The sequence below is a fragment of the Kitasatospora sp. NPDC004531 genome, assembly GCF_053602195.1.
This window is the reverse complement of sequence record NZ_JBSGDD010000161.1, coordinates 1-7,729: the sequence shown is the minus strand read 5'-3', so window position 1 is coordinate 7,729 and position 7,729 is coordinate 1. Positions and strand designations below refer to the sequence as shown.

7 protein-coding genes and 1 pseudogene are annotated in these 7,729 nt (G+C 75.2%); 4 read left to right on the top strand and 4 right to left on the bottom strand.

The window, feature by feature from the left end; genetic code table 11:
- Positions 1-1,796, bottom strand: a 1,796-nt coding sequence (locus ACWEMJ_RS33050) for a DEAD/DEAH box helicase (RefSeq protein WP_452140838.1), incomplete at its 3' end; no start/stop codon positions are given.
- Positions 1,797-2,379: 583 nt separating this feature from the next.
- Here ACWEMJ_RS33050 and ACWEMJ_RS33045 point away from each other — a divergent pair.
- A complete protein-coding gene (locus ACWEMJ_RS33045) occupies positions 2,380-3,105 on the top strand; it encodes a ferritin-like fold-containing protein (RefSeq protein WP_452140837.1) in 726 nt (241 codons plus the stop codon).
- Between the two features lie 7 nt (positions 3,106-3,112).
- Here the strand turns inward: ACWEMJ_RS33045 and ACWEMJ_RS33040 are convergent, their stop codons facing one another.
- The 3 genes from ACWEMJ_RS33040 to ACWEMJ_RS33030 form a co-directional block, all read right to left on the bottom strand.
- A complete protein-coding gene (locus tag ACWEMJ_RS33040; RefSeq protein ID WP_452140836.1) occupies positions 3,113-3,391 on the bottom strand; it encodes a hypothetical protein in 279 nt (92 codons plus the stop codon).
- A 122-nt stretch (positions 3,392-3,513) separates the two neighbouring features.
- A complete protein-coding gene (locus ACWEMJ_RS33035) occupies positions 3,514-3,741 on the bottom strand; it encodes a DUF3107 domain-containing protein (RefSeq protein WP_452140835.1) in 228 nt (75 codons plus the stop codon).
- Between the two features lie 139 nt (positions 3,742-3,880).
- Positions 3,881-4,537, bottom strand: a complete 657-nt coding sequence (locus tag ACWEMJ_RS33030) for a TetR/AcrR family transcriptional regulator (protein ID WP_452140834.1) — start codon at positions 4,535-4,537, stop codon at positions 3,881-3,883.
- Positions 4,538-4,764: 227 nt separating this feature from the next.
- On the opposite strand from ACWEMJ_RS33030, the gene ACWEMJ_RS33025 reads away from it, so the two are divergent.
- From ACWEMJ_RS33025 to ACWEMJ_RS33015, 3 genes and pseudogenes are all read left to right on the top strand, one after another.
- Positions 4,765-5,682, top strand: a complete 918-nt coding sequence (locus ACWEMJ_RS33025; RefSeq protein WP_452140833.1) for an alpha/beta fold hydrolase — start codon at positions 4,765-4,767, stop codon at positions 5,680-5,682.
- Between the two features lie 265 nt (positions 5,683-5,947).
- Positions 5,948-7,486, top strand: coding sequence for a DUF3492 domain-containing protein (locus ACWEMJ_RS33020; protein WP_452140832.1), 1,539 nt, complete (start codon positions 5,948-5,950; stop codon positions 7,484-7,486).
- A pseudogene (locus tag ACWEMJ_RS33015) lies at positions 7,483-7,729 on the top strand (hypothetical protein); the annotation flags it as partial. The gene ACWEMJ_RS33020 and the pseudogene ACWEMJ_RS33015, both read left to right, overlap by 4 nt.

Sequence of the window (7,729 nt, the reverse complement as noted above, 5' to 3'; positions counted from 1 at the left end):
GGCTCGGCGACGACAGCCGGGGCGGGCGTCTCGACGACGACCTCGGTGACCGTCTCGACCGCGGGGGCGGCGGCCTTGCGGGTGCGCTTGCGCGGGGCGCGGACGGCGGGGGTCTCGGCGACCGGCTCGGCCACGGCAACCGGGGCGGGCGTCTCGACGACGACCTCGGTGACCGTCTCGACCGCGGGGGCGGCGGCCTTGCGGGTGCGCTTGCGCGGGACGCGGACGGCGGGGGTCTCGGCGACCGGCTCGGCCACGACAGCCGGGGCAGGCGTCTCGACGACGACCTCGGCGACCTCGGTGACCGTCTCGACCGCAGCCACGGCCGGGGCGGCAGCGGAGTTGCGGCGGTTGCGGTTGCGGCGGCGCGAGCTGCGGCCCTCACCGGGCGCGGCCGGGGCGGCGGGCTGCTCGGCGGCGGGCACCGCGGGGGTGGTCGACGCAGCGGCGGTGTCGGGCGCGACGGAGCTGCCGCCCCGGGTGCGGCGACGCTCGCGGCTGCGGCGGGACGGACGCTCGGCGGGCGCCGGGGTCTCGGGGGCGGCAGCGCCCCGTCCGCCGCGTCCGCCACCGTTGCGGCCACCGCTGCGCTGGCCGCGCCCGCCGGTCTCGCCGAGGTCCTCGACCTCTTCGGCGGCCAGGCCGGCCCGGGTGCGCTCGGAGCGGGGCAGGATGCCCTTGGTGCCGGGGGCGATGCGGAGCAGTTCGTACAGGTGCGGGGAGGTGGAGTAGGTCTCCTCCGGGTCGTTGAACGGCAGGTCCAGCGCCTTGTTGATGAGCTGCCAGCGCGGGATGTCGTCCCAGTCGACCAGGGTGACGGCGGTGCCCGAGGCGCCGGCCCGGCCGGTGCGGCCGATCCGGTGCAGGTAGGTCTTCTCGTCGTCGGTGCACTGGTAGTTGATGACGTGCGTGACGCCCTCGACGTCGATGCCGCGGGCGGCGACGTCGGTGCAGACCAGGACGTCGACCTTGCCGTTGCGGAAGGCGCGCAGCGCCTGCTCGCGGGCGCCCTGGCCGAGGTCGCCGTGCACCGCGCCGGCCGCGAAGCCGCGCTTGGTGAGCTGGTCGGCGACGTCGGCGGCGGTGCGCTTGGTGCGGCAGAAGATCATCGCCAGGCCGCGGCCCTCGGCCTGCAGGATCCGGGAGACCATCTCGACCTTGTCCAGCGAGTGGGCACGGAAGATGTGCTGCTCGATGTTGGCGACGGTGGTGCCGGTGTCGTCCGGCGCGGCGGCCCGGATGTGGGTGGGCTGGCTCATGTACCGGCGGGCCAGCGAGATGACCTGGCCGGGCATGGTGGCGGAGAAGAGCAGGGTCTGCCGCTTGGCGGGCAGCATGGTGATGATCTTCTCGACGTCGGGCAGGAAGCCGAGGTCGAGCATCTCGTCGGCCTCGTCCAGCACCAGCGCGCGGACCTGGGACAGGTCGAGCTTGCGCTGGCCGGCCAGGTCGAGCAGGCGGCCGGGGGTGCCGACGACGATGTCGACGCCCTTCTTCAGGGCCTCGACCTGCGGTTCGTAGGCGCGGCCGCCGTACACGGCGAGGACGCGCACGTTGCGGACCTTGCCGGCGGTCTGCAGGTCGTTGGTGACCTGGGTGCACAGCTCGCGGGTGGGCACCACGATGAGCGCCTGCGGGCTGTCGGTGAGCTGGTCGGCGGTGGCCCGGCCGGCGGCGACGTCGGCCTTGACCACGACGCGCTCGATCAGCGGGAGGCCGAAGCCCAGGGTCTTTCCGGTGCCGGTCTTGGCCTGGCCGATGACGTCGTGGCCGGTCAGCGCGACCGGGAGGGTCATCTCCTGGATCGGGAAGGGGTGGACGATGCCGACGGCCTCCAGGGCTTCGGCGGTCTCCGGGAGGATGCCGAGTTCCCGGAAGGTCGTCTTGATGGGTTCGCCGGTGGTGGACAGGGTGCTGCCTCTTCCATGTGGAGGGGCCGAGTTCGAGCGCGTCCTGCCGTGCCCGCGCTGCCCGGTGAGGGGCGCGTCGGGCGGGCGGCGCGGGGGAGGGCGTCCCGTTCTACGGGGTCGTGCGGCCCGGCGCGTCGAGGCGCGGTCCGCGGCGGCCCTCGCTCGGCCTGATGCGGTGCCTGGGCCCGAGGCTCGGGCCAGGTCGGAGCCGATCGGGTCTCCGACCGGGCATCCGCGTACGTGAGCGCCGGATGCGGTGTCCCGGACGGCGGACCGCCGTCGGGCACGACTGCGCGGCCTGCCGAATGAACGGACGGGCCGCGCGGGTTCACACCTGGCCTCACTACCTACCATACAGTCAAGCGACGACTCGAACACGTGACGGCGAATACTCCGACCGGCCGCGCCCCGGTTGCGGGACGCCCGCGGGCGGTCCTCGCACCTGCCCGGACCACTAAGGTCAGGTGCCATGGAGACTCAGGAACCCGGTGACGGGATCACCGACTCGATCGGGCCCTGGACGGCCCGGGCCGCCGACCCGCAGTACCGCGCGGCGGTGCTCGACCTGCTGGGCGCGCTCGCGTACGGCGAGCTGAGCGCCTTCGAGCGGCTCGCCGAGGACGCCAAGTTCGCGCCCGGCATCGCGGAGAAGGCCGCGCTGGCCCGGATGGCCTCCGCCGAGTTCCAGCACTACCAGCTGCTGCACGACCGGCTGGCCGAGGTGGGCGCCGACCCGGTCGCGGTGATGGAGCCGTTCGTCGAGCCGCTGGAGGCCTTCCACCGGATGACCGCCCCGTCCGACTGGCTGGAGGGCCTGGTCAAGGCGTACGTCGGCGACGCCATCGCGACCGACTTCTACCGCGAGGTGGCCGTCCGGCTGGACGACGACACCCGGGACCTGGTGCTGCGGGTGATGGCCGACACCGGGCACGCCGAGTTCGCGGTGGAACGGGTGCGGCAGGCGATCGAGGAGGACCCGCGGGTCGGCGGGCGGCTCGCGCTGTGGGGCCGGCGTCTGATGGGCGAGGCGCTCAGCCAGGCGCAGCGGGTGGTCGCCGAGCGCGACGCGCTGTCGAACCTGCTGGTCGGCGGCGCGCACGTGCGGGGCTTCGACCTGGTCGAGGTCGGCAAGATGTTCAACCGCATCACCGAGACCCACACCCGGCGGATGGCGGCCCTCGGCCTGGCGTCCTGACCGGACCTCAGGCGTGGCGGTGGCGGCCGCCGCGACGGCGGGGCGACAGGTCCGGACGGGCCGGCACCGACACCAGCAGCGCCGCCACCACGAACGCCACCGCCACCTGCACCGCGGGGACGCGCCCGTCCAGCACGTAGTGGGTGAGCCGGCCGGACAGCACCGCCGCCACCAGGGCGGTGCCGACCGGCAGCGCGCGCGACTGCGGGAACAGGTCGGGACGGGCCAGTAGCGCGCCGAACCCGACGGCCAGGCCGATCAGGACGAACGCGGTCGTCTCCCACACGGCTTCCTCCCGGGGTGGTGCGGCGCTGCGGCACCCCCCGCCTACCCGCCCGCGGCCTCCGGTACGCACAGCACGGCGCCCCGTCCCCCCGGGCGGGGGAACGGGGCGCCGTGGACGCGTGCTCAGAGCGTGCCGAAACCGACCTTGCGGACGGACGGCTCGCCGATCTCGACGTAGGCGAGACGGTCCGCCGGGACCAGCACCTTGCGGCCGTGCTCGTCGGACAGCGTGAACAGCTTGGCGCTGCCGTCCAGGGCCTTGGCGACCGCGTCCGCGACCTCTTCGGCAGATTGCGCGCTCTCCAGGACGATCTCCCGGTTCGCGTTCTGCACGCCGATCTTGACCTCCACGGCTTCCGTCCCTCCGGTAGCAGCCCGCGCGCTCGAACCGCCGTTCGCGGGCGGCGCGCCGTACGGGCTTCACCTTAAGGCAGCGGAGCGGCTGGGAGGCGAAGCTCCCGGGTCGGTCCGCTCAGGGCCGAATCGGCGGTCAGTCGCCGACCGCGCCGGAGCCCTCCGGGGCCGGGTGCATCGGGAAGCCCTTCAGGCCGCGCCAGGCCAGGCTGGCGACCAGCCGGACCGCCTCGTCGCGCGGCACCTCGGACTCCTGGGACAGCCAGTACCGGGCGGTGATCTGGGCCATGCCGCAGACGCCGACCGCGAGCAGCTTGGCCTCCGCCTCCGGCAGGTCGGTGTCCTCGGCGATCACCTTGGAGACCAGGGTGGCGCTCAGGTCGGTGGCCCGCTCGACCCGGTCGCGCACGGCCGGCTCGTTGGTCAGGTCCGACTCGAAGACCAGTCGGAACGCGCCCGACTTGCTGGAGACGTAGTGGAAGTACGCCTCCATGGTGGCGGCGACGCGCTGCTTGTTGTCGTTGGTCGCCTCCAGCGCCGCCCGGGTGCCGTCGACCAGGGCGTCGCAGTGCTTGTCCAGCAGCGCGAGGTAGAGCTCCAGCTTCCCCGGGAAGTGCTGGTACAGCACCGGCTTGCTGACACCGGCCCGCTCGGCGATGTCGTCCATGGCGGCCGCGTGGTAGCCCTGGGCGACGAACACCTCCTGGGCGGCTCCGAGCAGTTGTTCACGGCGGGCGCTTCGCGGCAGGCGGGCACCGCGCGGACGCTCCTGCGCCTCCTGGATGGCCGTCACGGCGCTCCTCACTTCACGGTCTGCGATGGGCTGGCAAGGCATTGATTCTACTTTTCGGTAACCCGCGCACGCGCGGGTGAAGCCGAGTAAAGCGCACCACCGCCCTTGTCGGGAGCCCACAATACGGCCCGGACCAGGACTGTCCACAGGTCGAGACGCACCCGGGACCGGGTCGGGACGGGCCGAAACGCACCGGTGGCGGGCCGTCCTCACTACCATCGTGCTCCATGAGCGCCGCCCAGCACCCCCTCACCGCCCTGGAGCCCTACCGCACCGTCGAGGTGCCAGGTGCGGCCGTGGCCGTCAGCCGCCACTCGGAGCCCCGTGACGGGCTGCCGCCCGCCCTGTTCGTGCACGGGCTCGGCGGCTCCGGCGACAACTGGCTGGAACTGCTCGACCAACTGACCGAGGACGTGGACGGCGAGACGGTCGACCTGCCCGGCTTCGGCTGGTCCGCGCCGCCGCTGGACGGCAACCTCAGCGTCTCCGGGCACGCCCGGGCGGTCATCGGCTACCTGGAGGAGACCGGCCGCGGCCCGGTCCACCTGTTCGGGAACTCGCTCGGCGGCGCGGTCTCCGTCCGGCTTGCCGCGCTCCGCCCCGACCTGGTGCGCAGCCTCACCCTGATCTCCCCGGCGCTGCCCGAACTGCCCCCGCAGCGCACCGCCTGGCCCACCGGGCTGCTCGCCCTGCCCGGCGTCGCCGAACTCGTCCGCCGCCGCACCGCCGGCAGCGACCCGGAGAGCGCCACCGCCGAACTGCTCAGGCTGGTCTACGGCGACCCCGGGAGCATCCCCGCGCACCGCCGGGCCCGGGCCGTCGCCGAGTACCGGCGCCGCAGCGCGCTGCCGTACTCGCTGCAGGCGGTGACCGGCTCGGTGCGCGGCATCGTCAGCGCCTACACCGAGCGCGGCGAGCAGTCGCTGTGGCGGCAGGCCCAGCAGGTCGAGGTGCCGGTGCTGCTGGTCTACGGCCTCAAGGACAAGCTGGTCTCCTACCGCTCCGCCCGGCGGGCCTGCGCCGCGTTCCGGGACGCCCGGCTGCTGGTGCTCCCCGAGTCCGGGCACGTGGCGATGCTGGAGCACCCCGAGCCGGTCGCCCGCGCGGTGCGCGAACTGCTCGCCGAGGCGGACGCCGGGCGCTGACGTTCCCGACGGGAGCGCCGAAAACGCGACGGGGACGCACGAGGTCACGTCCTTTCACTCGATCAGGTGGCAAGCCGGGCCGGGCCCCCAGGGGTTCCGGCCCGGCGCTCTACCTTCGTGTTGCCGGACCGAACAGGTGTGGGGGCAAGGCGGCGAGGGCGGCGGACGCGGGGAGCGGACACCGGCCGAACGGCCGTCGAGCACGGACGCACTCCCTGTGTCGTAGGGCCGTAACCCGTCGAAACGCTCTTGCCCAGGAGGCGTCGTGCGCATAGCTCTGCTCACCGAGGGCGGTCACACGACTGCACGGCGTGGCCAAAGGGGCTGGTGCGGCCGCCTGGTCGCGGGCCTGCCCGAGCACGAGTTCCGGCTCTACCGACTGCTGCCCGCCGACCGCCCCGCGCCGCCCGGCGGGGCGCCCGGCCTGCACGGCGTCCACGAACTGCCCATGTGGGGCCGCCGCCCCGCCGGGCGCGGGCCCACCGCGCTGCGCCGCCGGGCCCACCTGAAGGCCTACGAGGAACTGGTCCGGGCGCTGGTGCTGCCCGGCGAACGGGCCGGGTTCGGGCCCGCGCTGTACCGGCTGGCCGCGCTCGCGCGGGAGGACGAGGCGCTGCCCGCGTTCCTCGCCTCCGGCCACGCCCACCGCGCCCTGGAGCGGATCTGGCGGCAGCCCGGCGCCGACACCGCCGCCGGACAGCCGCAGGTCTGCGACGTGCTGGTCGCCGCCGACCTGCTGGAACAGTGCCTGCGGCCGCTGTCCGCGCCCTGGTACGGCACCGGGACGGCCGGGCTCGGCGGCGCCGACCTGTGCCACGTGGTCGGCGGCGGGCCGGCCGCGCTGCCCGCGCTGGCCGCCCGCGAACTGCACGGCGTCCCGTTCGTGGTCACCGAGCACGGCCTGCACCTGCGCGAGCAGTACCGCGGCTACCGCTCCGCCCCCTACCGGTGGCCGGTGCGCGCCCTGCTGCTGTCCTTCTTCCGGCAGCTCACCGCGGAGACCTACCGGCAGGCCGCCGTGCTCACCCCCGGCAGCGCCTACGACGAGCAGTGGCAGCGGCAGTGCGGGGGCGACCCGGCCCGCACCCGGATCGTCCACGAGGGCACCCCCGCCACCGGACGGCCCGCCGCCGGCCCCGAGCCCGAGGCGCCCACGCTGGTCTGGGCCGGCGCGCTGGAACCCGGACGCGACCCCGAACTGATGCTGCACGCCTTCGCGCACGTCCGCGCCGAACTGCCCGACGCCCGGCTGCTGATGTACGGCGAGGAGGGCGCGCCCGGCTACCTGGCGCACTGCGCGGCGATCGCCGAACGGCTCGGCGTCGCGGCGGCCGTCGACCTCGCCGGACGGCCGGCCGGGCTGGCCGAGGCCTGGGCGGCCGGCCGCGTCGTGGTGTTCAGCGCGCTCGCCCAACGCAGCCCCCGGCTGCTCGCCGACGCCATGCTCAGCGGGCGCGCCGTGGTCGCCACCGAGGTCGGCGTGGCCCGCGAGGTGCTCGGGCCCACCGGGCTGCTGGTGCCGCCGCGCAGCCCGCGCGCCCTCGCCGGGGCCTGCCTGGCGCTGCTGCGCGACGGCGAGCGGCGCTCCCGGCTGGGCCTGGCCGGACGGCTGCGGGCGCAGGAGCGCTTCGGGGTCGAGCCCGTGGTGGGCACGTTCCGCGAGATCTACCTCGAACTGGTCGCCCGCCACCCGGCGTTCCCGTCCCCGCCCGGTACGCCCGCGCGGCCGTTCGCCCGGCCCGCCGAGTACTGGGTGGCGGGCGACGGCGAGCCGCGGCCCGCCGCGCTCGCGGAGGCCGTGTGAGCACGCAGCCGGGCGACCCCGTCCGCCGACTCCTGGACGCCAACCGCGAGTTGTGCGAGCGGGCGGTCGACCCGCTGGAGATCGCCGCCGCCCTGGAGGACGCCGGACTGGCCGCCGACGGCGCCGCCCGCTACCGGCACGCCGACGTCTTCGGCCTCGCCGAGGAGCTGTACGCCCGGGTGCCGCGCCGCCCGCCCGCGCCCGAACCGCGGCCCCGCCCTCGGCGCGGCCCTGACCACCGTC